Source organism: Streptomyces sp. NPDC056486 (genome assembly GCF_042795295.1).
In the GTDB taxonomy this organism is placed as follows: Bacteria; Actinomycetota; Actinomycetes; order Streptomycetales; family Streptomycetaceae; genus Streptomyces.
Map to the genome: position 1 here is coordinate 158953 of NZ_JBHTSF010000002.1, position 25599 is coordinate 184551.

Annotated in this window: 21 protein-coding genes; 10 read left to right on the forward strand and 11 right to left on the reverse strand. The window is 69.9% G+C overall.

The window, feature by feature from the left end; translation table 11 throughout:
• Positions 1–2: 2 nt before the first annotated feature.
• Positions 3–1256, reverse strand: a complete 1254-nt coding sequence (locus tag ACFQ7F_RS01965) for an SLC13 family permease (protein WP_383264600.1) — start codon at positions 1254–1256, stop codon at positions 3–5.
• A gap of 224 nt (positions 1257–1480) precedes the next feature.
• Between ACFQ7F_RS01965 and ACFQ7F_RS01970 the strand changes: the two genes are divergently transcribed.
• Positions 1481–2212 (forward strand): FadR/GntR family transcriptional regulator, encoded by a 732-nt coding sequence (locus tag ACFQ7F_RS01970; protein ID WP_383264602.1) that lies wholly within the window; start codon positions 1481–1483, stop codon positions 2210–2212.
• Positions 2213–2318: 106 nt separating this feature from the next.
• On the forward strand, positions 2319–3653 hold the full coding sequence (locus tag ACFQ7F_RS01975) for a YhgE/Pip domain-containing protein (protein WP_383264604.1): 1335 nt from the start codon (positions 2319–2321) through the stop codon (positions 3651–3653).
• A gap of 7 nt (positions 3654–3660) precedes the next feature.
• On the opposite strand, the gene ACFQ7F_RS01980 is transcribed toward ACFQ7F_RS01975, so the two are convergent.
• The 8 genes from ACFQ7F_RS01980 to ACFQ7F_RS02015 form a co-directional block, all read right to left on the reverse strand.
• Positions 3661–4719: a YncE family protein gene (locus ACFQ7F_RS01980; protein ID WP_383264607.1), complete on the reverse strand. Its 1059-nt coding sequence runs from the start codon at positions 4717–4719 to the stop codon at positions 3661–3663.
• Positions 4720–4840: 121 nt separating this feature from the next.
• Positions 4841–5377: an NUDIX hydrolase family protein gene (locus ACFQ7F_RS01985; RefSeq protein WP_383264609.1), complete on the reverse strand. Its 537-nt coding sequence runs from the start codon at positions 5375–5377 to the stop codon at positions 4841–4843.
• Between the two features lie 15 nt (positions 5378–5392).
• Positions 5393–6478, reverse strand: a complete 1086-nt coding sequence (locus ACFQ7F_RS01990) for an iron-siderophore ABC transporter substrate-binding protein (RefSeq protein WP_383264611.1) — start codon at positions 6476–6478, stop codon at positions 5393–5395.
• Entirely contained in the window at positions 6478–8361 is a 1884-nt protein-coding gene (locus ACFQ7F_RS01995; protein WP_383264614.1) for an ABC transporter ATP-binding protein, read from the reverse strand. Before ACFQ7F_RS01995 ends, ACFQ7F_RS01990 begins: the two co-directional genes overlap by 1 nt.
• Positions 8358–10052, reverse strand: coding sequence for an ABC transporter ATP-binding protein (locus ACFQ7F_RS02000; RefSeq protein ID WP_383264617.1), 1695 nt, complete (start codon positions 10050–10052; stop codon positions 8358–8360). Before ACFQ7F_RS02000 ends, ACFQ7F_RS01995 begins: the two co-directional genes overlap by 4 nt.
• Positions 10053–10114: 62 nt before the next feature.
• Positions 10115–10996, reverse strand: coding sequence for an ABC transporter ATP-binding protein (locus ACFQ7F_RS02005; protein ID WP_383264620.1), 882 nt, complete (start codon positions 10994–10996; stop codon positions 10115–10117).
• 4 nt (positions 10997–11000) lie between these two features.
• Positions 11001–12092, reverse strand: coding sequence for a FecCD family ABC transporter permease (locus ACFQ7F_RS02010; protein WP_383264624.1), 1092 nt, complete (start codon positions 12090–12092; stop codon positions 11001–11003).
• Positions 12093–12094: 2 nt separating this feature from the next.
• Positions 12095–13120, reverse strand: coding sequence for a FecCD family ABC transporter permease (locus ACFQ7F_RS02015; protein WP_383264627.1), 1026 nt, complete (start codon positions 13118–13120; stop codon positions 12095–12097).
• A 218-nt stretch (positions 13121–13338) separates the two neighbouring features.
• On the opposite strand from ACFQ7F_RS02015, the gene ACFQ7F_RS02020 reads away from it, so the two are divergent.
• The 4 genes from ACFQ7F_RS02020 to ACFQ7F_RS02035 all read left to right on the forward strand — a co-directional run bounded on the left by ACFQ7F_RS02020 (position 13339) and on the right by ACFQ7F_RS02035 (position 16224).
• Positions 13339–13881 carry an FABP family protein gene (locus ACFQ7F_RS02020; protein ID WP_383264629.1) on the forward strand — a complete coding sequence of 181 codons (543 nt, stop codon included), beginning with the start codon at positions 13339–13341 and terminating at the stop codon, positions 13879–13881.
• A 170-nt stretch (positions 13882–14051) separates the two neighbouring features.
• Complete coding sequence (locus ACFQ7F_RS02025; RefSeq protein WP_383264632.1) at positions 14052–14567, forward strand: lytic polysaccharide monooxygenase auxiliary activity family 9 protein; 516 nt, start codon at positions 14052–14054, stop codon at positions 14565–14567.
• A 75-nt stretch (positions 14568–14642) separates the two neighbouring features.
• Positions 14643–15722, forward strand: coding sequence for a dihydrodipicolinate reductase (locus ACFQ7F_RS02030; protein ID WP_383264635.1), 1080 nt, complete (start codon positions 14643–14645; stop codon positions 15720–15722).
• Positions 15723–15744: 22 nt separating this feature from the next.
• Positions 15745–16224, forward strand: coding sequence for a carboxymuconolactone decarboxylase family protein (locus ACFQ7F_RS02035; RefSeq protein ID WP_383264846.1), 480 nt, complete (start codon positions 15745–15747; stop codon positions 16222–16224).
• A gap of 24 nt (positions 16225–16248) precedes the next feature.
• Here the strand turns inward: ACFQ7F_RS02035 and ACFQ7F_RS02040 are convergent, their stop codons facing one another.
• Together ACFQ7F_RS02040 and ACFQ7F_RS02045 are read right to left on the reverse strand one after the other, a co-directional pair.
• Entirely contained in the window at positions 16249–17904 is a 1656-nt protein-coding gene (locus ACFQ7F_RS02040) for a GMC oxidoreductase (protein ID WP_383264638.1), read from the reverse strand.
• A gap of 133 nt (positions 17905–18037) precedes the next feature.
• A complete protein-coding gene (locus tag ACFQ7F_RS02045) occupies positions 18038–18859 on the reverse strand; it encodes a PPK2 family polyphosphate kinase (protein WP_383264849.1) in 822 nt (273 codons plus the stop codon).
• A 382-nt stretch (positions 18860–19241) separates the two neighbouring features.
• On the opposite strand from ACFQ7F_RS02045, the gene ACFQ7F_RS02050 reads away from it, so the two are divergent.
• Genes ACFQ7F_RS02050 through ACFQ7F_RS02065 form a run of 4 tightly spaced genes read left to right on the forward strand, consistent with a single transcriptional unit; the run spans position 19242 to position 25581 of the window.
• Complete coding sequence (locus tag ACFQ7F_RS02050) at positions 19242–20549, forward strand: ABC transporter substrate-binding protein (protein ID WP_383264641.1); 1308 nt, start codon at positions 19242–19244, stop codon at positions 20547–20549.
• Complete coding sequence (locus tag ACFQ7F_RS02055) at positions 20546–21550, forward strand: carbohydrate ABC transporter permease (RefSeq protein ID WP_383264644.1); 1005 nt, start codon at positions 20546–20548, stop codon at positions 21548–21550. Before ACFQ7F_RS02050 ends, ACFQ7F_RS02055 begins: the two co-directional genes overlap by 4 nt.
• Before the next feature lie 10 nt (positions 21551–21560).
• Positions 21561–22373, forward strand: coding sequence for a carbohydrate ABC transporter permease (locus tag ACFQ7F_RS02060; protein ID WP_383264647.1), 813 nt, complete (start codon positions 21561–21563; stop codon positions 22371–22373).
• Positions 22374–22413: 40 nt separating this feature from the next.
• On the forward strand, positions 22414–25581 hold the full coding sequence (locus tag ACFQ7F_RS02065; protein ID WP_383264650.1) for a glycoside hydrolase family 38 C-terminal domain-containing protein: 3168 nt from the start codon (positions 22414–22416) through the stop codon (positions 25579–25581).
• The last annotated feature ends 18 nt before the right edge of the window (positions 25582–25599 follow it).

The window sequence follows — 25599 nt, forward strand, 5'->3', positions numbered from 1 at the left end:
TCCTATCCGAATCCTGGCACCACGAGGGCGAGCCACACCGCAGCGGGTACCACCGCCACCACGATCCCCCCGTACACCATCAGCTGCCGGAAGAAGCGCTCCCGGTCGACGTCCGGGGCGGCTGCGAGCACCAGCGCGCCATTGGTCGAGAAGGGGCTGACGTCCACGACGGTGGCGGAGACGGAGAGCGCCGCGATCATGCCGATCGCGCCGATCTCGCCCTGGGCGAGGAACGGCACGGCGAGCGGAATCAGGGCGCCCATGATCCCGACGGAGGAGGCGAACGCGGAGACGATCGCTCCGATGTAGCAGAGCAGCAGAGCGGCCAGGAGCGGTACGCCGATGTCGGACACGCCCTCACCGGCCCAGTCGATGGTGCCCATCTCCTCCAGTACGCCGACGTAGGTGAGCACACCGCAGATGAGGAGCACGCTCGACCAGGCGATCTCGCCGACGGCCTTGCGGCTCGAGTCGGGCCAGAACGCGCTCAGGATCACGGCCAGGGTGATGGCGCTCAGACCGGCGTCGAGGTCGAAACCGAGTACGGCGACGACGAGGGCGACAAGCGCGGCGAGGGTGGCGATCTTGGCCGGATCGAGCCCCGAACCATCCTCGCGCGCGGCCGACTTGGACTCGTCGTCCATGTCGCGACCGCCCAGCTTCAGCCCGCCGAAGAGGACGAAGACGACCCCGGCGATGAGGAGATTGACGACGAGCGAGGCGAGGAAGAGCGCGATCTCGTTGCCCGGCAGGTTCTCGCGCTCCACGATGCCGTTGACGATGGAGCCGTAGATGCTGATGGGCGAGAAGCCGCCGCCCTGGGCCCCGTGCACCACCATGGCGCCCATCAGGAGAGGGCTGATTCCGTACCGGGCGGCGAAGCTCAGGGCGATCGGCGCGACGATCGCCACGGCGGCCGGACTGACCGCGCCGATGGCGGTGAGCGCGCCGGTGATCACGAACATCACCCAGGGGATCAGCGCGATCCGCCCGCGTACAAGGCGGATGGACGCGTGGACCAGCCAGTCCGTGGTGCCGTTGGCGCGCGCGATCGCGAACAGATAGGTCACGCCGACCAGGACGACGAAGAGATCGCCGGGGAAACCGGCGAAGATCCCGTCCGCGTCGAGATCGGCGGCCAGCTCGCCGACCGCGAAGGCGGCGGCGAAGGCGAGCGCGCCCATGTTGATGGAGCGGGTGGTGGCGATCACGAAGACCACCACGAGTACGAGGATGGAGATGAGTTCGGCGGACATCGTGGGCTCCCGTCCCTGGGGCCGTCCCTCAGTGGCCAAGTGGCTGAGCCAATTTGGCCGTTGGCGGAACTCAGCGTCGGGGTATCGGTTTCGGCCGTCAAGGGATCGGACGGAAATTGGCTGGACCACTTGGCCACTCGTCCACTGGGTCGGCCGCTGTTAGGCTGCGGACCCATCGGCAAGGGGACCGAAATTCGGCATGGGGACCGAAATGGGGGGTTGGGATGTCTGACGCGCTGCGCCCCATGGGCAGGACGAGGCTGTACGAGCAGGTGCTCGACCGGCTCCGTGCCTACGTGGGCGAAGGCGGCCTGCACTCCGGTGACCGGTTGCCCCCCGAGCGTGAACTGGCCCAGCGCCTCGGCGTGTCCCGCGCCTCCGTCAAGCAGGCCATCGTCGTACTCGAAGTGCAGGGTCTGGTCGAGGTGCGGCACGGCGGCGGCACTTATCTGGTCAAGGACAGCCTGGACGCCGAGCCCGTGGAGCGGCTCGTGGAGCGCAAGCGGCGGCTGCCCGACGTACTCGAGGCGCGCGAGGCCCTGGAGACCAAGCTCGCCGAACTGGCCGCCGAGCGGCGTACGGACGAGGACCTGCGGGCGATGCGGGGCGCCCTCGACACGATGGCGCGGGAGATCGAGGCGGGTGAGCACGGCGTCGAGGGCGACCGGCTCTTCCACGCCGCCGTGACCGGGGCCGCGCACAGCGTGCTGCTCGCCGAGTTCATGAACTCCATCGCCGAGCAGATCACCGAGAGCCGCAACGAGTCACTGCGCCAGGTGCGGCGCCCCGCACGTTCCCTCGCCCAGCATCACGCGATCCTTGACGCGATCGAGGCCGGCCGTGGCCGGGCGGCGGCGGCCGCGATGCGCAGGCATGTGCGGACGGTCGCCAAAGTGCGCCTCCTCGACTGGAACCCGGACGACGAGGCGAGCACCCCGGACCACACCGAGGCGTAATACCCGCGGTAACTTCCCAACGGAAACAGGCCCTATTTGCCCTTTCCTTCGCTCCTGAACGTGTTGTTCGTGCCGGGCGTCGCACGCGGCCCCGAAGCTGGGCACCATGGATGACGACAACGCTCCCCGTCACGACGACCCCCGTCACGACGCCCCTCGTCACGACGCTCCCCGTCACACAGGCACCAAGGCCCGCGCCTCCGTGCTCCTGCGCCGTCCCAAGTTGTGGCTGGTGCCCACCGTTCTGACCGGGCTGCTCGCCCTGCTGCTCTCCCTGCTCTACATGGGCGGCATCATCAGTCCGAACCGCGACCTGCGCGACCTGCCCCTCGCCGTCGTCAACGCGGACCAGGGAGAGCCCCCGCCCGGGCAGAAGCAGAACCTGGGGACGCAGGTCGCGCGGACCGTCCTCTCCGACACATCGAGCGACAAGGCCGACTGGCGCCAGTTGACGCGGGCCGAGGCCCAGGACGAGCTGGACTCCGGCAAGATCTACGGCGCCCTGCTCATCCCCGCGAACTTCAGTGACTCCGTCGCCGCGCTCACCACCACGCGCGCGACGGAGCGGCCGACGATGACGGTGCTCACCAACCCCGGTATGGGCAGCCTCGGTTCCTCCCTGGCGAGCAAGATCACCACAGCGGCCGCACAGCAGTCGTCGCAGGCCATCGGCGAGCAGCTGAAGGCGGCGGGCGCCGACAAGAAGGCGGGCTCCACCGCGGGCCTGCTCCTGGCCGACCCCGTCGGCATCACCACCCAGGTCGGCCACCCCATCGGCGAGAACAGCGGCTTGGGCCTGAGCGCCTTCTACTACACCCTGCTGCTCGTCCTGGCCGGGTTCCTCGGCGCCAACCTCATCGGCATGGGCGTCGACACGGCCCTCGGCTACGCCGACAGTGAGATCGGCCCCTGGCACACCCGCCGCCCGACCGTGCCGATCAGCCGCACCCAGACACTGCTCCTGAAGATGGCCATGACCGCAGGTATCACAGTCCTGACCACCACCCTGATCATGCTGGCCACCATCACGATCCTGGGCATGGACGCCACCCACCTGCCGCTGCTGTGGATCTTCTCCTACTGCGCGAGCCTCGCGGTCGGCCTGGGGGTCCAGGCCATCAACGCGGCCTTCGGCGGGATCGGCCAGCTCGTCTCCATGTTCGTCTTCATCGTCCTTGGCCTGCCCTCCTCCGGGGCCACCATCCCGCTGGAGGCGGTCCCCGGCTTCTACCGCTTCCTGGGCATCTTCGAGCCCATGCGCCAGCTCAGCGGCGGCGTCCGCGCCATCCTCTTCTTCGACGCCCGCGGCGACGCCGGACTCGGCCGCGCCTGGATCATGATCGCGGTCGGCAGCCTGGTGGCCGTGGCCTTCGGGTTCGCGATGACCCGCTACTACGACCGCAAGGGGCTGCACCGCATGACCCCGCAGCCCTCACCCTGAACGTGCGTCAGCGGCCGAGCCGTACGCGGGTGAGCAGGTCTTCGCCCGCGGGCCCGGATGCCGACTTGTCGACCACGTACGCGTGTCCTTGGGCCACCTGCACGTGATTGGGGTTCGCGCCGGTGGTCACGGACTTCACGACGGCTCCCTTGTGCGGGTCGACGATCGTGACGGTGGCGGTCGTGCGGTTGACGGCGAGGACATGGCCCGAACGCCGGTCGACGGCGACGGACTTGGTGCCTCCGCCGGTGGCCACGGACCGGGTGACCGCACCCTTGCGCAGGTCGACGACCGTGACGGTGCCCGAGGTCTGGTCGGCGGTGTAGGCGGTGCGGCCGTTCTTGGAGAGGGCGATCGAGAGCGGCCCTTCACCGGCCGGGACGAGACGCGGGCTCCCGGCGCCGGGGGAGACCTCGATGATCTGGTCGCCGTGGTAGTCGGCGGCGTACACCGTGCCGGTGCGCTTGTTCAGGGTGAGGCCCGTCGGACCGGTTCCGGGGACGGTGACGCGCTTCTTCTCCTTGAACGTGGCGGAGTCGAAAGCGACGAGGGCTCCGTCGGCGAAGGCGCTCGCCCACACCGTGTCGTGCCGCTCGTCGACGACTATCTCGCGGGAGTGGTTCACGCCGGGCAGCGTGGCCAGGCGCTTGCCGGTGCGCTGGCTGTAGACGGCTACGGAGTTGTCGCGGGTGTTCGTCGTCCAGACGGTGTTGTGCTCGTCGTCGACGGCCACTCCGTAGACCGACTCGACGGCACCGGTGGCCGCGTCCGTGACCGGCGCCTTGTAGGCCTTCTCCACCTTCAGAGTGTCCGGGTCGACTCGCAGCAGCCGGGAGTCGGTGACGGTGGCGGGCGGCTGGCCGACGGAGGACGTGACCCAGAGCGCGTCGTTCCGCTCGGAGTACGCGGACTGGTACAGGCCCTGCCCGACCGGCGCCGTGACGGTGGGCGAGCCGGTCCTCGCCGTGTCGGCGCCCGCGGTGCCGGTCGGGACAAGGGCGCTTCCTGCGGCGAGCGACACGGCGATCGCGGTGGAACGGCGGGTCCGGCGGGTGGTTGAGCTCATGCTGCGTCGATCTCCTTGGCGGATGTGCCTTCGGAGGAAGGCACTCTCGCCGATCAACTTAGCTGAGCCTTACCTAATCCGTCAGTCCCCTGGTCCCCCTGTTCAGGAAAGCGACGGGCGTTCAGGACAGGCAACCGGCATGCGCGAGGGCCTGCTTGAGGAGGACGCCGTGGCCGCCGGGCATCTCGTTCTGGACCCCCGCCGACAAGGCCTCCTGCGGACTGAACCAGACCAGGTCGAGAGCGTCCTGCCGGGGACGGCAGTCGCCCGCCACCGGGACGATGTAGGCGAGGGACACCGCGTGCTGGCGGGGGTCGTGGAACGGAGTGACGCCGTGCGTCGGGAAGTACTCGGCGACGGTGAAGGGCTGCAGGGAGGCCGGGACGCGGGGGAGTGCCACCGGGCCGAGGTCCTTCTCCAGGTGGCGCAGAAGGGCGTCCCGGACCCGCTCGTGGTGCAGGACCCGGCCGGAGACGAGGGAGCGATTGACCGCTCCGTCCCGCCCCATGCCCAACAGCAGTCCGATGCTGGTGACTTCGCCGCTGTCGTCGACGCGCACCGGCACCGCCTCCACGTACAGGATCGGCATGCGCGCACGCGCATCCTCGAGCTCGTCGGAGTTCAGCCAGCCGGGCGTGGTTTCGGTCGTGTCAGACATCGGCTGATCATACGTTCACTGGCTGTCGGCGTGCTGCTTCACCTTCGTCGCGGTGTCGCCGTCGACGGCCGATGCCAGTTGGGGCACCAGGCGATCCAGCATGTACGGCAGGCTGAGGACCGACACGAAAGAGACGGAGTTTCCGTAGTCGCTCGACTCCCCGACGTAGACCTCGCGGTCCTCCTTGGCCACGTCGAGGTCGGCGTAGAGGGCGTTCTTGTGGAGCTTGGCCTCGTCCTTCGCCGGGTCGGAGGCGATCCACACGATCGCGTCGGTGTCGAGCAGATCGGTGCGCTCCTTGCTGATGTTGGCGCCGAACTCGTCACCGATGACCTTGTCCAGGTCGCTCGGCAGAGTGAAGCCGAGGCCGGTGAGGACCCGGGAGCGGGGGTCCTGGCTGCCGAAGGCGAAGATTCCCTCGTACGGGGTCGCCATCACGGCGCTGGACCCGGCGAACGCCGGATTCTCCTTGGCCGCGGACTTGAAGTCGGCCTCCACGCCCGTCACCAGCTTCTTGGCCTTGTTCTCCTGGCCGAGCGCCTTGCCGATGGTCTCGGTCTGCCGCTGCCACGGAACCCCGAAGTCGTTGTACTGCTTCGGCTGGGCCACCACCGGGGCGAACTTCGACAGGGTCGCGTACTGCTCCTTGGTCAGACCTCCGTAGACGGCGAGGATCAGGTCCGGGCGGAGCGCGGCGATCTTCTCGGTCTGCGGTCCTGTGCCGGTGTCCTTCAGGACGGTCGGCGCCTCGGCGCTGCCGAGAGCGTCGGCGGCCCAGGGGCCTACGGCGCCCTTGTAGCCGCCGAGCCACTCGGTGGTGCCGACGGGCACCTTGCCCAGGGCGAGCACGGCGTCCTGGTCGGTGAGGCCGACGGTGACGATCCGCTCGGGCTCGGCCTTGACGGTGGTGCTGCCGTACTTGTGCGCGATGCTCACCGGGAAGGCGCCGTTCTTGGACGCGGCCCCCTCCGAGCCGGTGTCGGAGTCGTCGCTGGAGCCGCAGGCGGTGGCGGTGAACAGGAGGAGGGCGGCGGCGAGGGCCGTGGCGAGGCGGGTGCGGCCGGGAGCACGTCCGGGAGCGCGTCTGGGAGAGCCGAGCATCAGTCGTCGTCCTTCACGGTGGTGGTGTCGGGTCCTGCCTGGTGCGTGGGGGGCTTGTCGGTCGCGGTACGGGTGCCGGACCAGGCCTGCCAGAGGGTGGCGTAGGGCCCGGATCCTTCGCGCAGTTCGTCGTGGGTGCCGCTCTCCACGATCCGGCCGCCCTCCATGACGACGATCCGGTCCGCGGTCGCGGCCTGGGTGAGGCGGTGCGCGACGACGAGCGCGGTGCGTCCCTCGATCGCCCGGCTCGCGGCCTTCTCCAGGAGGCGGGCGCCGGTGCTGCCGGCCTCGGCCGTCGCCTCGTCGAGCACGGCCACCGGCGGATCGGCCAGCATGAGGCGGGCCAGGGCCAGTTGCTGGACCTGTGCGGAAGTGAGGCGGTGGCCTCCGTCGCCCACGACGGTGTCCAGACCGTCGGGCAGGGCCTCGACCCAGTCGAGGGCGTCGACATCGGTCAGCGCCGTGCGCAGCTCGTCGTCGGTGGCTTCGGCACGGGCCAGGCGCAGATCGTCCGCGAGCGGCCCGGCGAAGACATGCGTCTCCTGGGTGACCAGGGCGACCGGCAGGCCCTCGCCCCGGGCCCGGGATCCGCTCAGGTGCACGGAGCCCGACGTCGGCCGGTGCACCCCCGCGATGAGCTTGGCGAGGGTGGTCTTGCCCGCGCCGCTGGGGCCGACGAGCGCCACTCGTTCCCCGGCCCGGAGCGTGAGGTCCACGTTCTGCAGGACGGCCCTGCCGGGTATGTACGCGTGGTCGATGCCGGTCACGGTGACGGTGCCGTCCGGTGCCGCACCGGGTTCCCCGTCCGGGTTCTCCGGTACCTGCGCCGGTTCGTGGGTCGGTTCGTGGGTCGGCTCGTCGGCGACCCCGACGAGGCGGGCGAGCGAGGCGGTCGCCGACTGCGCGTCGTCCAGGAGTACGAGTGCGGAGTTGACCGGCGCGAACAGGCTGTGGAAATAGAGCGCGGCTGCGGTCGCGGTGCCGATGGACACGGAGTCCGCGCGGACGAGGAGGAAGCCGGTGACGAGCACCGCGGCGAGGCCGGTGTACTCGGCGACGTGCAGGCGGTTGTAGAAGTCGAGCACCAGGCGTATGCCGCGCATCTTCAACTGGACCGCGGTCGACGAACGCCGGGTCACCCGCTCGGTGTGTTCCTCCTCGATGCGAAAGCCCCGCACGGTGCCCGCGCCGGCGATGGTGTCGAGCAACTGCTGCTGCTGTGCTCCGGTGGCGATGCGCTGCTGGGCGTAGAGCGGAACGGCGTGACGGACGTACCAGCGGGCGGTGGACGCCTGGACGGGCACCGCGAGGAGGGCCGCGAGGAAGAAGCGCCAGTCGAGGGCCGCCATCGCGGCAAGGGTCAGGACGATGGCGAGCAGGGAACGGGCCAGTTCGGGCAGGGCGTCGCGCACCGCCTCGCCGACCACCGAGACGTCGCGGGTCACCCGGGCGGTGAGGTCTCCGGCCCCGGCCTTCTCCACCTGTTCAAGGGGTAGCCGCAGGGCCTTCTCCACGAACCGCTCGCGCAGCTGCGCGAGCACGGTCTCGCCGAGCCGCGAGACGAGCGAGAGGCCGAGCGCGGTGGTTCCGCCGTGCGCGAGGGCGACCAGGATCAGCAGGACGACCGGGAGCGTGAGGTGTCCCGGCGGGTGCTGATCGGCCACCAGGTCCACGATGCGGCCCAGGATCGGCTGGACGAGCAGGCCGATGCCGGTCGCCGCGATCATCACCGCGAAGCCGCCGAACGCCAGGCCGCGGTGCGGGCGCACCAGGTCGCGGACCGCGGCGCGGGTGCGGGGCGCGGTGGCGGTGGGGAGCAGTTCGCGGGTTTCCGGGTACTGCTCGGACGAGGTCCCGCTCATGTCGGTAGAGGTCTCGTTCATGCCAACACCGCCGTGCAATAGGCCTCATGACGCTGGATCAGGTCGGCGTGCGGAGCCGTGTCGGTGACCCGGCCTTCGTCCAGGAGCACCACCCGGTCGGTGACCGAGAGCAGTGCGGGGCTCGTGGTCACCAGGACCGTGGTGCGGCCCTTGCGGATCTCGCGGAGACCGGCGGCGATACGCGCCTCGGTCACCGCGTCGACCGCGGTGGTCGGATCGTGCACCACGAGCACGGGCCGGTCGGCGGCCAGCGCCCTCGCGAGGGCGACGCGTTGACGCTGTCCGCCCGAGAGCGAGTGGCCGCGTTCGCCGACCGGCGTGTGCTCGCCGTCCGGCAGCGTCTGGGCGACCTGCGCCACTCCGGCGGCCGCCATCGCCTGTTCCGGGTCGGCTGTGCCGGGTGCGGCGGCCGTGACGTTCTCGCGGACGGTGCCTTCGAAGAGGTCGGCGTCGTGCGCGGCGACCAGCATCGCCGTGCGCAGCTCGGCCGGGTCGAGGTCCCGCAGTGCTATGCCGTCCAGCTGCACGCTCCCGGCATCGGGATCGGTCTGCCGGGCCAGGCAGCGCAGCAGGTCGGTGGCGTGCGCGGGGTCGGTCGCGACCACCCCGAGCAGCTCGCCGGGCGCGATGTCCAGGTCCACTCCGCGAAGGCCGCCGTGCCGTACGCCGTCGAGCTTGACCGCGCCGCGCACCGGCTGGGGCAGGCTGCGGTCTCCGGCGGTGATGGTGGGCGGGGTGGCGACGACCTCCGCGATCCGGGTGGCCGATGCCCGGCCCTGGGCGAGTTCGGCGTTGACCCAGGCGAGCACCTCGAGGGGGCCGAGGAGGAAGAGCGCGAGCCCGACCGCCGACACCAACTCACCGAGACTGATGCTGCCCTGGGTGGCAAGCCTGCCGCCGACCAGGGCGACGGCGGCGATCAGGCACCCGGTGAGGGCGAGCACCACGCCGCTCTGGAAGGCCTGCGCGCGTGCGGCCTTCAGGGTGGCCCCGAGGGAGTCGCGGCTCGTGGTGCGGTAGCGGGCGATGGCGGCCGACTCACCGCCGATGCCCTTGAGTATCCGCAGGCCCGTCACCAGGTCGGCGGCGACGGCCGACGCGTGCGCCGCGCGCTCCTGCTCGGCCTCGCTGCGGCTCTCCAGGGGCTTGCTCAGCAGATGCCCGAGCCAGAGAAGCACCGGTGTGCCGAGCAGCACGACGAGGCCGAGCGTCAGGGACATGCGCAGCAGGACGACGGCACAGGTGAGGATGCCCGTCAGTGCCGAGATCCCGGCCATGAGCGCCATGTTGACGGCGCCGACCCGCTTGGCGTCCTCGGTCGCGATGTTGGCGAGGGCTCCGGGCAGCCGGCCGTCCTCGGCTCCGCCGCCGGGGTCGAGCACGCGTCGTACGAGGGAGATGCGCAAGGTGTGTTCGGCCTGGGCCGCGGCCCGCTCACCGGCCATCGCGCCGAAGCGGAAGCTCAGCGCGAGCGCCACATAGCCCACTGCCAGGACGCCGAGACAGACGAGCAGGGCGCCGGTGTCGGAGTCGGTGACGGCCTGGTCGATCGCGACGCCGATGAGGACGGGGACCAGCGCCTCACCTATCTGGTGGCCGGAACCAAGGACCGCGCCGCGGGCGACGTCGCGCCGCTGCCCCCGTACGGACTCTCTCAGGACGTCCCGCCCCGACGGACTTGAAGAACTCACCCGCCACCTCTCCAGGGCCGGACAATGAAGATCCAGGTAATGAAAATCTAAGTGAGGGTACCCTAAGTTGATTCCCCGTGGTGGCGCCCCATGGGAATGACCAGGGGCGTGCCGCTGACCGGGTCCGGTGTGATGCGGCACCGCAGCTCGAAGACGTCCCGCACGATGTCGGCGGTGATGACCTCGCTCGGGGTGCCTTCCGCCGCGATCCGCCCCGACTTCATGGCGACGACATGGTCGGCGTAGCGGCAGGCCTGGTTGAGGTCGTGCAGCACCATCACGACGGTGCGGTTCTCGCGGCGGTTGAGGTCGGTGATCAGGTCGAGCACGTCGATCTGGTGCGCCAGGTCGAGATACGTCGTCGGCTCGTCGAGGAGCAGTACGGGAGTGCCCTGGGCGACCGCCATGGCGATCCAGGCGCGTTGGCGCTGGCCGCCGGAGAGTTCGTCGACGGGACGGTCCGCGAGGTCGCTCATGCCGGTCGCGGCCAGCGCGTCGTGGACGGTGCGCTCGTCGGACTTCGACCACTGCCGCCACCAGGTCTGGTGCGGTGAGCGGCCGCGGTTGACCAGGTCGATGACGGTGAGGCCCTCCGGCGCGACCGGGCTCTGCGGCAGGATGCCAAGGCGCTGGGCCAGCTCGCGGCTCGGTATGGAGTGCAGCGCGCGGCCGTCCAGGTGGATGGCGCCGTCGCGGGGCGCTAGCAGCCGGGCCAGGGCGCGAAGGAGGGTGGACTTGCCGCAGGCGTTGGCGCCGACGATGGCCGTGATCCGGCCCGGCGGGACGGACAGGTCGAGGCCGTCCACCACAAGCCGGTTGCCGTAGGACAGGCGCAGATCACTTGCGCGCAGGTCCACGTCGGTGGTCGGCGCGGGACCGGACGACACAGGGCCGGACGACACGGGGTCGGTCGACAGAGAGCCAGCCGCTGAGTCAGCCGACATGGGATCAACCTCCTGAACCCGCGCGGTTGGCGCGGGCGAGCAGCCAGAGCAGGATCGGCGCGCCGAGCACGCCGGTGACGATTCCGACCGGCAGTTCCGTGCCGGAGACGAGGGTGCGGGCGATGAGGTCACTGCCGAGGACCATCACGGCCCCTGCAAGACCCGAGGCGAGAGTGGGCGGCCACGCGGTGCGGGCGAGGCGCTGGGTGATCTGCGGGGCGGCGAGTGCCACGAAGGCCACGGGCCCCGCGGACGCGGTGGCGAAGGCGACGAGCCCGACCCCGGTGAGCAGGACGGCCAGCCGCACCGGCTGTACGCGGGTGCCGAGCCCGGTGGCCACGTCGTCACCGAGTTGCAGGGTGCGCAGCAGCCGCCCGAGCAGCAGCGCCGTCGGAAGCAACACCGCGAGCGCGATGGCGAGCGGCCCGACCTGGCCCCACGTACGGCCGTTGAGGTTGCCGACGAGCCAGCCGAGGGCGGCCTGCGCCTGGAACCGTCCGCCCTTGGCCACGAGGTAGTCGGTCGCGCTGGTGCAGATCCAGGCCACCCCGATGCCGACCAGGATGATCCGGTAGCCGGTGGCGCCGCGCCGCCAGGCGAGGGCGTACACGACGAGCGCCGTGACCAGCGCGCCGAGCAGCCCGAGCGTCTGGGTGCCGAGGCCGCCGTCCCAGCCCAGGACGATCCCCGCGACGACGGCGGTGCCCGAGCCCTGCGTCAGTCCGATCATGTCGGGACTGGCAAGGGGATTGCGGGTCATGGTCTGGAACAGCGCGCCGGAAACACCGAAGGCGACCCCCGCGAACAGCCCCACCAGGGCGCGGGGCAGCCGCAGTTCCTCGACCACGAGTACGGTGCCCGGGTCGCCGGAGCCCACCAGGGCGCGTACGACGTCGGCGAAGGCGATCGGATAGTCGCCGAACGACAGACCCCAGCAGAACAGCAGGAAGCCCGCGACGGCGAGACCCGCACTCAGCGCCATGAGCCGGGGGCGCAGGATCCCGGAGACGGGCGGCAGAGCCAGCCGGTAGGTGCGGAAAGACGGGGCGGGCGAGGGAGCGGGCGAGGAGTCGGGCGTGACTTTCGAACTGCTCATCCTCACACCTCCGACAGGCGGCGTCGGCGGACCATGGCGATGAAGAACGGGCCGCCGATGAAAGCGACGACGACACCCGCCTGTATCTCGGTGGGCCGCGCGACGACCCGTCCGACGATGTCGGCGGCGAGCAGCAGGCATGGGGCGAGCACCGCCGAAAGCGGAAGCAGCCAGCGGTGGTCCGGGCCGATCCCCGCCAACTGGGCGAGGACGCGGGCGACATGCGGGACGACGAGGCCGATGAAGACGACAGGGCCGATCACCGCGACCGCCGCACCGGTGAGGAGCGTGACCGCCGCGACGCCCTGGAGCCGGATCAGGCCGAGCCGCCGCCCCAGCGATGCCGCCACGTCGTCGCCGAGGGCCAGGCTGTTGAGGGCCGGTGCGCACGCCAGGGCGAGGGCCGTGCCCACGGCGATGAAGGGCAGGATCCGCAGGACCGTCGCACCGTCCTGGTCGGCCATCGAACCGGCCGAGAAGAAGCGGTAGCGGTCGAGCGCGTCGGGGTCGGTGAGCGCGATCGCGCTGGTGAGGGAGGAGAGCAGCGAGGTCACCGCGACACCGGCGAGCGCCAGTTTGACCGGCGTCAGGCCGGAGCGCCCGAGCCTGCCGAGGAGGTAGACCACGACGCTCGCCACGAGAGCGCCCGCGAAGGCGAACCAGACGTACCCGTGGAACGAGCCGACCCCGAGCACGCCGACGGCGAGCACGATGGCGAAGGAGGCACCGGCGCTGACGCCGAGGATGCCCGGGTCCGCGAGCGGATTGCGCGTCAGGGCCTGCATGAGCGCGCCGGAGAGACCGAGGGCCGCGCCCGCCGCGATGCCGAGCGTGGTGCGGGGCACGCGTGCCGACCAGACGATGTTCTCCACGAGTCGGCTCGGCGCATCACCGAACAGCGCCCGTACGACCTGGTCCGGCGGAATACTGGCCGCGCCGATGGAGATCGACAGGACGCAGAGCGCGGCGAGGGCGGCGCAGAGCAGAGCCACGAGAAGGGCGGGGCGGACCCTTTTGCTCAGCGTCACCTTGCGGTCTCCAACAGCCAACTCCCTTGAGGAAGGCGGGACTTGGGCGCGGTCGAGGGTGCGAAATCCGCCAAAGCCGGGCCGGGCGATTAGGTTACCCTAACTTTTCGGCCATCGTCGGTGCGGGCTTCCGCCGCTGCTGTTTCCTTCCAGGCCAGGTCCCTGCGGGCCCCTAGGCTGCTTCCCGGCACCCGCACCTACCCCCTGGAGCGCACACCGTGTTCGACACCGCACCGGAGCACCCGTACCCCGACGCCCATCGAGCGGACGAGGCACCGGCACCGCACGCGCTGCTCGCGCCCGTGCTCGGTCTTCTGGGCACCTGGCACGGCCGGGGTCAGGGTGAGTACCCCACCATCGAGGCGGACTTCACGTACGCACAGGAAGTCACCTTCAGCCACGACGGCCGCCCCTTCCTGCACTACGAGGCGCGGGCCTGGCTCCTTGACGCCGAAGGCGCGCCGCTACGGCCGTCCGCCCGGGAAAGCGGCTGGTGGCGGCTGCAGCCCGACGGCCGGGTCGAGGCGCTGATCACCCAGCCCACCGGCATCGCGGAGATCGCGGTGGGTCACGCGACCGGCGACACGATCGACCTCTCCACCAGCCAGGTGGCCCGCACGCCCACCGCCAAAGAGGTCGAGGCCACCCGCCGCCGCTACGAACTGACGGACGCGGACACCCTCACTTTCGTTCACGACCTCGCCGCGGTCGGCCAACCGCTGCAGCACCACCTCGCGGCACGGCTCCACCGCACGGCGTAGGGCACGCACCGCCTGCCACCCGCCCGCCCCGTACGTGGCCCAAAAGCGGCCTTGACCGAGGCCCGCCAAAGTCTATGGTCTGGACTAATCGGCCATCGCGAACATCTGGCCCCAGCACTGCCCCAGCACTTCACGCACACCCCCACCCCAGCGTCGTGAAGGAGTTACGCATGCACAGGAAGCGGAAGATAGCCGCCGTGATCGGTGCGGGCCTTGCGCCCGTCCTCGCCCTCACGCTGCCGACCGGTTCGGCCAGCGCACACGGATACGTCAACGCACCGGCCAGCCGGCAGGCGCAGTGCGCCTCGGGCGCGGTCTCGTGCGGCGAGATCAAGTGGGAACCCCAGAGCGTCGAGGGCCCGAAGGGCCTGCGCAGCTGCAGCGGCGGCAACGCCAGGTTCGCTGAGCTCAACGACGACAACAAGGGGTGGAAGGTCAGCAACGTCAGCAGGACGCAGACCTTCACCTGGACGTTCACCGCACGGCACCGCACCGCGAACTACGAGTACTTCGTCGATGGCACGAAGGTCGCCACGATCGACGGCGGCAACCAGCAGCCGCCGGCCACCGTCCAGCACCAGGTCAACCTCGGCAGCGCCACGGGCAGGCACAAGGTGCTCGCGGTCTGGAACATCGGCGACACGTCGAACGCCTTCTACGCGTGCATCGACGTGAACATCCGCTAGCGCGGGCATTCTTGCTCGAAATCTCTCTGGTCATGGCCCTATGAAGTGATACGTCCTCTGGTTACCCTCCGCCGCATGATTTCCACGGTTGTCTGGGGTACCGGAAATGTCGGCCGAGCGGCCATCCGTGCCGTCGAGGCCCATCCGACGCTGAAGCTCACTGCCGTGCTCGTCCACCATCCCGACAAGGTCGGCCGTGATGCGGCCGACCTTGCCGGTCTCGACGGGCAGTTGGGCGTCACAGCGACCGACGACATCGAGGCGGTCCTCGCCGCGACGCCCCAGGCCGTGGTGTACGCGGCCTCCGGCGACCTGCGCCCCGACGAGGCCCTCGCCGACATCGGCAGGGCGATCCGGGCCGGAGCCGTCGTCGTCACCCCCGCCCTCTACGCGCTCTACGACCAGCGCAACGCCCCGCCCGAGCTGCGGGACCCGATCCTCGCCGCCATCGCGGACGGCGGCGGCTCCCTCTTCGTGTCCGGCGTCGACCCCGGCTGGGGCAACGACGTACTGCCGCTCCTTGTCAGCGGACTCGGCAGCACCATCGACGCGATCCGCTGCCAGGAGATCTTCGACTACTCCACGTACGACCAGGAGGATTCCGTACGCCACCTGATCGGCATGGGACATCCGCTGGACTACGAGCCCCTGATGCTCGCCGAGACCGTCCCCACCATGGTGTGGGGCGGCCAGATCCGGCTGATGGCACGGGCGCTCGGCGCCGAACTCGACGACATCCGCGAGACGTTGGAGCGGCGTGCGCTCGACAGCGCGGTGAGCACCCGGACGATGGGCGACTTCGAGGCGGGCACCCAGGGCGCGGTGCGGTTCGAAGTGCAGGGCATCGTCGGGGGCGTGCCCCGCATCGTCATCGAGCACGTCACCCGCATCCACCCGTCCTGCGCACCGGACTGGCCCACGCCGCCCGACGGCGCCGGGGCGCACCGGGTCATCATCGAGGGCCGCCCGCGCATCGAGGTCACGGTCGAGGCCACCGACGAGGGCGAGAACCGGTCGGCGGGCGGCAACGCCACCGCGGTCGGCCGTCTGGTCGGCGCCATCGACTGGCTAGTGGACAGGGAACCCGGCCTCTACGACGCGCTCGACGTCCCGCTGCGCCCCGCGACCGGAAAGCTCGGAAGGAGCAAGCAATGAGAAGGAGCAAGCAATGAGCTCGATGAACATAGACATTCCCGAGGGTCAGGAGCCGATCGGGTACGTGTGGGGTGACATGGTCCCCGGTATCGGCATGGCCGCCGCCAACTTCTCGCTGTCGGTGTACGAGCACACGACGCTGGGACTGAGGGAGTTCGAGGCCGCGCGGCTGCGCATCGCGCAGATCAACGGGTGCCTGTTCTGCCTCGACTGGCGCACCGAGCGCGAGGGCCAGAAGGTCGAGGAGGAGTTTGCCGAAGCGGTGACCCAGTGGCGCACCACCGACGCCTTCGACGACCGGACACGTCTTGCCGCCGAGTACGCCGAGCGGTACGCCCTGGATCACCATGGCCTCGACGAGGAGTTCTGGACGCGGATGACCGCGCACTACAGCCAGCACGAGATCGTGGAACTGAGCATGAGCATCGGTTCCTGGCTGGCGTTCGGCCGGCTCAACCACGTGCTCGGCCTCGATGCGGTGTGTGTACTACCCGGGCACTGACTCCCCGGACATTGAGGGGTGCTGTCAGACATCCGTGGCGATGATCTTCTCGATGTTCCGTTCGGCGAGCGCCGTGATGGTGACGAACGGGTTGACGCTCGTGTTACCGGGGATCAGGGAGCCGTCGATGACGTACAGGCCCGAATAGCCGTGCAGACGGCCGTAGTTGTCGGTGGCCTTGTTCAGAACCGCGCCGCCGAGCGGGTGGTACGTGAGGTGGTCGCCCCAGATCTTGTACGTGCCGAACAGATCGGTGCGGTAGATCGTTCCCTCCTTTGAATTGATCTTGTCGAAGATGGTCTTGGCGGCGTCGATGGACGGCTGCTTCCAGGACGTCTGCCAGTTCAGCTCCGCCTTGCCCGCGGCGGCGTTCCAGGAGAAGGAGGCACGGTTCGGGTTCTTGGTGATCGACAGGTAGAACGAGGCGTAGGTCTCGATGCCGGTGGGCAGCGGCGCGACCTCGGCGAACGCACCACCGGCCGCCCAGTTGTCGATGCCGCCGGTGGGTATGGACGACTGGACCTTGCCGGTGGCGTCCCACATGTGATTGGCGCGACCGCACATGACGTTGCCGTTGTCGCCCCAGCCCTTGCCGACCTCTCCGTTGAGATTCGGCAGCGCGCCGGTGGCTTTCAGTTTGACCAGGAGTTTGCTGGTGCCGACGCTGCCTGCCGCGAAGAACACCTTGTCCGCGGTCACGGTCTTGGTCGCGGTGGTGGTGCCGCTGGTGTTGAGCTGCTCGATGACGACGGTGTAGCCGCCGCCGGAAGCGGGGGCGACCGAAGTCACCCTGTGCAGCGGGGAGATGGTGACCTTTCCGGTCGCGGTGGCCTTGGCGATGTAGGTCTTCTGGAGTGACTTCTTGCCGTAGTTGTTGCCGTAGAGGATCTCGCCGGCGACCGCAGACTTGGGGACCGTTCCCGCAGCCTCCTGCTTCATGTAGTCCCAGTCGTAGACGCCGGGCACGAAGACGAACGGGAAGCCGGAGCGCTGGGCGTGCTTACGGCCGACCCGGGAGTACTGGTAGCAGTCGACGCTGTCGAACCAGGCCGGGTCGATGGTGCCGACGCCGAGACCGGCGTTGGCGCGCGGGTAGTAGGTGGAGTACATCTCGTCGGCGTTGACCGACGGGAGGATGGCGCCGAAGTTCTCGCGCTTGGGTGTGACCGCCATGCCGCCGTTGACCAGGGAGCCACCGCCGACGCCCCGGCCCTGGTAGACGATGATCCCGCCCATCTCCTCGGCGTCCAGGATCCCGGTGTAGCGGGGGATGTCCTTGTCGATCGGGAAGCCGAGGAAGTTGCTCAGGGGCTGTTTGGTCCTGGTGCGCAGCCAGTAGGAGCGGCCGTCGGGCGAGGTCGTGTGGGCGAAGATCTTGCCGTCGGAGCCAGGGGTGTCCCAGGCCATGCCCATCTCGATCATGTGGACGTCGACGCCTGCCTGGGCGAGGCGCAGGGCGGCGACGGAGCCGCCGTACCCGGTGCCGATCACCAGGACGGGGACGCGGGCTCCGTCGCCGATGGGTCCGGCAGCGGCTGCGGTCGCGGACTGCGTTCGGGCGGCGGCTGGGATGGCCTGGGCGGAGAGGGTGACGGCGCCAAGAATAGAACCAGTTCCAGTGATGAATCTTCGACGTGTCACGCCCTCCGAGGCGGTAATGCGCGTGGTAGTGCCACTCATGTGACGTTCCTCACTCTCATAGGAATGGGAACGAGTTCTACTGCTACTGGCGCATTAAGTCACTGCATACCTAGAGGTAACTTCTGTCCGATCTTGTACCTATTCGGATCTTGCGCCTATGTGGATCTTGTACCTATATGGCGCCGTCGCCCCTCAGCTGCTTTCGCGCCAGGTCCACATCGAAGTCCGCCTTCGGGTACTGCGGATCCAGCGCGCTCAGGTGCTCCAGGAGCAGGCTGCTGATCGCCCAGTTGCGGTACCACTTGCGGTCCGCCGGGATGAGGTACCAAGGGGCGTGCGCCGTCGAGCAGCGCTCGAGTGCGATCTCGTACGCCTGCTGATAGGCGGGCCACAGGGCGCGCGACTCGATGTCGTCGGGGCTGAACTTCCAGTGCTTGTCCGGGTTGTCGAGGCGTTCGAGCAGGCGTCGGCGCTGCCTCTCGTACGAGATGTGCAGGAAGCACTTGATGACGGTGACGCCGTCGTCGGCGAGGCTCTGCTCGAAGCGGTTGATCTGACCGTAGCGGCGGCCGAGCTGGCGGCGGGGGGTCAGTTCGCGGACACGGGCGATGAGGACGTCCTCGTAGTGCGAGCGGTCGAAGATGCCGATCTCGCCGGGCAGCGGCAGAGCCCGCATGATGCGCCAGAGGAAGGGGTGGCTCCGCTCTTCCGGCGTCGGCGTCTTGAAGGCCTTGATGCGGCAGCCCGAGGGATTGAACGAGCCGATGACGTGCTTGACCGTGCCGCCCTTGCCGCTGGTGTCCATGCCCTGGAGCACGAGGAGGACCCGGCGGCGGTCGCCCGCGGTGCTCGCCGCGTAGAGCCGCTCCTGGAGGTCGGCAAGACGTTCGCCCATCCGGGCGGTGGCCAGGACCCCGGCAGCCTTGTCCGCCGGTCCTGCCGGGGTGGCGTCGGCCGCGTACGAGGCGAGGTCCACGCGCTCGCCCTCGGGGATGCGGAGGAGTTCGCGGAGCGGGGGCGGCGGGGGCGGGGGCGGGGCGGGGGTTTCCCGGGACTGCTTCCCTGCGCCCTTGCCCTGCTTCTTCCCGCCCTTGCCGTCCTTCGCGCTCTTCGCTTCCTTCGCGTCCTTCTTGGTTTCCTTCGTCGCCTTCGCCACGGGGAACGCCCCTTCCGGTCGTCTCCCTCGATGGTGCGACCGGTGGCCCGGGGCCCGCTACTCAGCGTGGGGCCGCCTCGCGCGCGTGCCCGCCCGGTCACTCAGTCACTTCAATTGGCCCGTTGCGCGAACCATTGACATCCCACCCCGGCGTCGGGAAGCTCCATCACGCCCGTGTTAACGCTAACACCGGGCTGACACACACCTGAGGGAGCCACCCATGTCAGGTAGTCGTCACAGACTTCGTCCGGCGTCAGGCGCTCCGATCGACCGCCGCGCTCTCCTTGCCACGGCCGCCGCGGGAGCGCTCGCCACGGCCTGTGGAACCGCGAGCGGACAGCCCCCGGGAAAGGTCGCCGTGCTCGGTGACAGTGCCGCCTGGGAGAAGCCGATGGCCGCCGCGGGGGCGGCCATGAAGTCCGTGGCGGGCCTGCGTCTGGTCCCGCAGATCAATCCGTCCCTCGAATCGTTCGAGCAGGTCGTCAAGTCCTCGCTGCGCACCAGCAGGACGCCGGACATGCTCAAGTACTGGTCGGGCTACCGGCTTCAGGACCTCGCCCGCACCGGCGGCATCGTCGATCTCACCCGGCAGTGGGACAGCGCCGTCGGCAAGGGCTGGGTCGACGCCTCGTTACGGGAGGCGTTCACCTACCGGGGGCGGGTCTACGGCCTGCCGATGAACCTCGCGTACTGGGTGTTCTTCTACAACATCGACGTGTTCGAGGAGCATCGCCTCCAAGCCCCCACGACCTGGGCCGACTTCCTCGCCACCTGCGAGCGGCTCAAGAAGAGCGGGATCACCCCGCTGCACGGTTCGGCGGCCGACCGCTGGCCCTCCTTCATCTGGTTCCAGGAGATCCTCAGCCGCCAAGACCCGCAGTTCTACGCGGACTTGATGAACGGCCGCGAGCGGTACACGGACCCGCGTGCCGAACACGCCCTGCGCACCCTGGTGTCCTTCTTCGACAAGGACTGGTTCACCCCCATGGACGTGAGCCACGCCGACGCCGCCGCGGCCGTCGTCCACGGCAAGGTCGGGATGGTCCCCTGCGGCACCTGGCTCGGCTCGACCCTCGTGGGCGCGGGCGCGAGACCCGGCAAGAACCTCGGCGCCTTCGTGCTGCCCATGGCGGACCCGAAGGCCCGCCCCTGCGTGATCTTCGAGTCCAGCGCCCTTGTCTCCACCGTCAAAGGGCCCGACAGGACCGAGGCGTTGCAGGCGGCGGGCAACTGGCTGCGGCCCGCCGTCATGAAGGCCTTCTCGCACAGCCTCCAGGACGGCTGTCCCAACCCGGAGGTCGAGCCCCCGAACCCGATGATCGCCGGTCTCGCGAAGCAGGTCCGCGGCGACAAGCTCTGGCTGCTCAACCGCTTCTGGGAACAGGGCCCGCCCGAACTGGTCGAGGCGACGGTCGACGACCTGGCCGGCTTCCTGCTGAATCCGTCCTCGTACCGCAAGGTGCTGCGGACCATGCAGGAGCGTGCGGACGAGGCATGGCAGGTATGGCGGGAGGCGGAGAAGACATGACCGAGACCGTGACCTCCGCCAAGGAGCCCGGACGCCGGCCTGCCACGAAGCCCGTTCGCTTACGCCGCCGCGTCCCCACCCGCACCCCGCACCAGGCGGCCCGCGGCAACGGCAGACTCGGCGGCCCGCTCGCCGCACTGCCCTGGGCGCTGCCCGCCTTCGCCTTCGTCGGCGTACTCCTCGTCTATCCGTTCTTCCGCAGCGTCTACGACAGCTTCTTCGAGGACAACGGCTTCACGAGCAGCTTCACCGGATTCGACAACTACGCGCGCCTCGCCGACGACCCGATCTTCGGACGTTCCCTGCTCAACACCCTGATGTGGGTGGCCGGGACCCTGCTCCTGCCCGTCCTCGCCGGACTGCTCATCGCCGTCGCCACCCACCGGATGCGGTTCGGCGGCATCGCGCAGCTCGTCATCGTGCTGCCGTACGCGATCTCGGCCTCCGCCACCGCCGTCCTGTGGAACTTCATACTGACGTCCGACGGCGCGGTCAATCAGGTCCTTCGCGGGATCGGCCTGGACTCCTGGGCGCAGACCTGGCTTCTGGAGTGGCCGCAGAACACCCTCTCGATGATCGTCGCCAGTACGTGGCAGGCCACCGGTCTCAATGTCGTCCTCTTCGCGATCGGGCTCCGCGCCATCCCTCAAGACACCGTCGAGGCCGCCCAGTTGGACGGCGCGAGCGGCTGGCGGATGCTCCGGTACATCACGCTGCCCCAGCTGCGGGCCGTGACGGTCGTCGTGGTCGGGATGGCCATCGTGAACAGCCTCAAGGCGTTCGACATGATCTGGATCCTCACCAAGGGCGGCCCCTCCCGCTCCTCCGAGACCCTCGCCCTGAGCATGTACCGCGAGGCGTTCCGGCTCTTCCACATCGGCTACGGCTCTGCGATCGCGCTCGTCCTCTCGGTGATCGTCGTCGCCTCCTCCTGGATGTATCTGCGCCGCCAGATGCCCGAGGTCGAATCCCGCGCCGCCACTGTCACCGCCAGGGCCTGAGGAGGCACCCATGGGTCGCGCCGTGCGCCATCTCTTCATCGCCGGATGTGTGCTGCTCTGGCTGATCCCGCTCCACCTCCTCGTGGTCAACGCGCTGACGCCCGCGGCCGAGTACACGGGCAAGCCCGGCTGGACCGTCCAGGGCTTCGACCTCGCCGAGAACATCGAGACCGCCTGGAGCGAGGCGGGCATCGGCGACAGCTTCCAGGCCTCGCTGCTCTACGCCGTGGTGTGCGGCCTCGCCGCCGTGCTCATCGCGGCCATGGCGGCGTTCGCCGTCGTCGTCCTGCCCATCCCCAGACCCGCCTTCTGGTTCTGGCTGATCTACTCCGGCACGCTCTTCCCGCTGCAGATGTTCCTCGCACCGCTCTTCGGCCTGTACGCGGACGCCAATCTGTACGACACCAGGCTCGGGCTCATGCTCATCTACGCCGCGTGGGCGGTGCCGTTCGCCTTCTTCCTGATCCGCAATCAGATGACCACGATGCCACCCGAGTTGACCGAAGCCGCCCTCATCGACGGGGCGTCCTTCCGGCGGATCTTCTGGCGCATCCACGTGCCCCTGATGAAGGCGGGCCTCGGCGCGGCCTTCATCTTCCAGTTCACGGCCGTCTGGAACGACCTGCTCCTTGGCATCACGCTCAGCCGCAGCCCCGACGTGCAGCCGGTGATGGCGGCCCTGACGACCCTGAACAACGCCTACTCCTCGACAGGACCGCCCGTCATCCTGGCCGGCGCGCTGATCGTCTCCGCGCCCACGCTCCTCCTCTTCCTGGTGTTCCGCGGCCTGTTCCTGCGCGGCGTCACCGCATCCGCCCGCTGAGACCCGCTCAGACCCGCCGAGCCCCGCTGGAGGCAACCGCATGACGACTCGGGCCCTCGTCCGCACCACCGACTGGGACAACGACCGGATACGCGACAGCCTGCGCTCCTCGGTCGTCACCGCGGAGGGAAGCCTCGGCGACAGCGCCCTGAGGCTCACGCAGGAACCGCTGCTGCGCAGGACGGCGCACGGCGACGGTCTCGCGCAGTCGCTGCGGATCGAAGCGGTCAACGGGTCCGTGTTACCTGGGGAGTTAGTCGTCCGCACCGAGTCGGGGACCGCACTGCCCGTCGAACACCTCGCAGGACCCGGCGGCTCCGTACGCCTCATGGTGCCCGCCGTCGACACCGAGACCCGCCTCACCGTCTGCCTGCCGGACGCCACCGACGGCATTGACGTGTGCCTCACCCCGCAGCGCCGGTGGACCATCCACCTGGTCCACCACTCCCACCTCGACATCGGCTACACCGACCCCCAGGGTCACGTCCTCGCCGAGCACCTCTCCTTCCTCGACTCCTGCCTGGAGCTGACCCGGGCCACCGACGACTGGCCCGCCGAGTCGCGGTTCCGGTGGTGCGTCGAGTCGTTGTGGTCGTTCAGGCAGTGGGCGGACGCCCGCCCCGCCGAACAGGTCGAGGAGTTCGTACGCCGGGTGCGCGAGGGACGCATCGAGCTGACCGCGCTGCCGTTCAACCTGCACACCGAGACCTGCTCCACGGACGAACTGCACGAACTGCTCCGCCTCGCTCGCGACGTGCGCGAGACGCACGGCGTCACGTTCACCTCCGCCATGCAGACCGACGTACCGGGCGCCGTCGTCGGCCTGGTCGACGCCCTGTCCGCCGCCGGGGTCAAGTACCTCTCCGTGGCGCACAACTGGGCCGGGCGCTCCGTGCCCCACCTGGTCGGCGGGGAGAAGCTGCCCCGCCTCTTCCGCTGGCGCGCGCCCAGCGGCAACAGCGTCCTCGTCTGGGTCACCGACACCCCGCACGGCCTCGCCTACATGGAAGGCCCGCTGCTCGGCTTCGACACGAACTACGCGGACGTCGACGACCTCCTTCCCGCCTATCTGACCTCCCTGGCCACCAACCCGTACCCCTACCGCGGCGGCATCTTCGGCTGGGCCATGGACCAGACGGAGACCAAGCGCGAGCCCTACCCCTGGGACGTGCTCCACCTGCGCGTCCAGGGCAAGTTCGGCGACAACGCGCCGCCACGCCGCATCATCGCCGACACCGTGCGCCGCTGGAACGAGACCTGGGCCCACCCCCAGTTGCGGCTCTCCCGCAACGAAGACTTCTTCACCGACGCCGAGGCCAGACTCGGCGACTCCATCCAGACCTTCGAAGGCGACTGGACCGACTGGTGGGTCGACGGAGTCGGGTCCGGCGCGCGACCGCTGTCCCTGGCCCGCACCGCCCAGTCCGTGGTCGCCGACGCCCAGACCATCGGCACGTTCGCAGGCATCCTCGACGCCACGGGGGCCGAGGACGACACGCGGGACGCCGCCGGGGTCTACGAGGCGGTGTCGCTCTTCGACGAGCACACCTGGGGCGCCGGCGACCCATGGACCCACGGCGACGAGGGCGGCCACTCCGGAGAACACCAGTGGCACTGGAAGTACGGGCAGGCGATGCGCGCGTACGACGACGGCAACGCGCTCCTCGGCAGGGCGAGCGCCCGGCTCGGGCAGCGGCTCGCGGTGTCGCCGGACGCGGCCGCCACCTACCACGTCGTCAACACCTGCTCCTGGCCGCGCACGGACGTCGTACGGATCTTCCTGCCGGAGAGCAGCGCGCCGCTTGAACAGCCGGTGGCCGTGCACGACGCCCGCGACGGACGCCGTCTCACCCACGAGGAACAACCGCAGACCAACGACGACCACCGGGACGCCGGGCGGTTCCTCCTTGTCCGCGTGGACGATGTGCCGCCCTCGGGGTCGGTGCGCCTGGACATCACCGCCGATGCCAGGAGGGCCGACGAGCGGTCACAGGCCACGGCTCTGAAGTCGGCCACCGGCTGGAACCCCACCGGCGGCACCGAGCGCGATGACCCGGCCCGGACCGCCGCCGCGGCGCTCGCCCTGCCCGAACCGACCCTCCTGGAGAACGAACACCTCGCCGTCCGTGTGGACCTGGCGCACGCCTGCATCTCCTCGGTCGTCGACAAGGCGTCCGGCCGCGAACTCGTGCGGCCCGACGCGACCGTCGGCTTCAACGGCTACATCCACGACAGCTACACCACCGCCGGGGCCTTCAACCACAACTCGAGCCGTACGACGGCGTCCGACCGCCTCGAACACCTCGGCGACCGCGCGGTCGCCCCGCCCGCCGCGCTCATCGCCCGCCGCTCCACGCCGACGGCCGAATCGATCACGTACGAGACCCGCCCGGCCGGAGCCAACCGGCTGCGCACCACTCTCACGCTGCCCGCGGGCGCGGCCCGCCTCGACATCGAGAACCGCCTCGACAAGGACGCGACGCTGCGCAAGGAGAGCGCCTATTTCGCGTTCCCCTTCGCCTTCGACGAGCCGGTCGTGCGGATGGAGGCATCCGGCGGTGTCACGGGTACGTCCCTTCCCGTGGTGCCGGGATCGGCCCTGCACATGCGGGCCGTACGCCGCTGGGTGACGCTCGCCGACGACGGGCTCGCGGTGGCCTGGTCCACGCAGGACGCGCCGCTGGTGCAGTTCGGCAACATCGCGCTGCCGTACGCGCCCTTCCCGAAGACGATGGGGCACGACGAGCCCGCCACCGTCTTCTCCTGGATCCACAACAACCTCTGGGACACCAACTTCCCCAGCGAGCAGGGCTTCGAGTTCACCTACCGCTACAGCCTGGCCTGCGGCCCGACCGCCGACGGACTCGGCCCACGGACCGCGGCGGCCTTCAGCCGTCCCCTGCGCGCCGTGCGGGCCAGGGGAGCCGAGGGCGGCGGGCAGACGTCGCTCTCCTTCGCCGAGCTGGGGGACGCGAGGGTCCGCCTTGTCGGTGTCACGGCGCCGGGACCGGGTGAGGTCCTGCTCCGGCTGCAGTCCTTCGCCGAGGAGCCGGTGGCCTGCCCGGTGCGGGTCGACTTCCCGGTCACAGCCGCTCACAGCGCGGACTACCTGGGTCGGGTGGGCAGCGAACTCCGTCTGACGAACCGCACGTTGACTGTCGACATACCCGCCCTCGGCACAACCGCGGTGCTGTTCGTACGTCCCTGAATCCCCGACAAGAACCTC